The organism is Mesorhizobium sp. M4A.F.Ca.ET.020.02.1.1 (genome assembly GCF_004022645.1).
Taxonomy (GTDB): domain Bacteria; phylum Pseudomonadota; class Alphaproteobacteria; order Rhizobiales; family Rhizobiaceae; genus Mesorhizobium.
Map to the genome: position 1 here is coordinate 1 of NZ_RZOI01001285.1, position 751 is coordinate 751.

The window sequence follows — 751 nt, forward strand, 5'->3', positions numbered from 1 at the left end:
GGACGCCAATCGCCGCAAGGCATGCCAGAACCGAAACGCGCATGGCCTTCCTCCACTCGTCAGGGAAGGGAAACACAAGCGCGCCGCGGTTTCAACAGGTCCGTTACATGCCCCGATAGACTGGCCCCTCGCCGGCTTTTGTTTGAGCGGCGGTCGAGACGGCCGGGTCAGGCGTCTGCCTGTCTCACATGCCCTGATAGACCGGGCCTTCGCCGCCTTGTGGCGGCACCCAGTTGATGTTCTGGTTGGGGTCCTTGATGTCGCAGGTCTTGCAGTGGACGCAGTTCTGCGCGTTGATGACGAAGCGCACGTCCTTGGCCGACGGATCGGCAGCGGCGTTGCCGTCCTTGTCGACCCATTCGTAGACGCCGGCCGGGCAGTAACGCGTCGAGGGTCCGGCAAAGACATCGTGCTCGGAGCGCTGCTGCAGTGCCGCGTCGCCGACGATGAGGTGGACCGGCTCATTTTCCTCGTGATTGGTGTTGGACAGGAACACCGAGGAGAGCCGATCGAAGGTCAGTACGCCATCCGGCTTCGGATAGGCGATCTTTTCATATTTTGCAGCCGGCTCCAGCGTCGCGTAGTCCGCCTTGCCGTGCTTCAGCGTGCCGAAGGGCGAGAGGCCGAACAGCGTGTTCAGCCACATGTCGAGGCCACCGAGGCCGACGCCGATGATGGTGCCGAAGCGCGACCACAGCGGCTTGACGTTGCGCACCTTCTTCAAATCCTTGCCGCTGTCGGTCGCCCGCCA

General features: G+C 63.2%; 1 protein-coding gene. It reads right to left on the reverse strand.

Features of this window, described 5'->3' with window-relative positions; genetic code table 11:
- Window positions 1-184: 184 nt before the first annotated feature.
- Window positions 185-751 (reverse strand): 4Fe-4S dicluster domain-containing protein (locus tag EN742_RS36680; protein WP_189375768.1); only part of this gene is annotated, 567 nt, incomplete at its 5' end.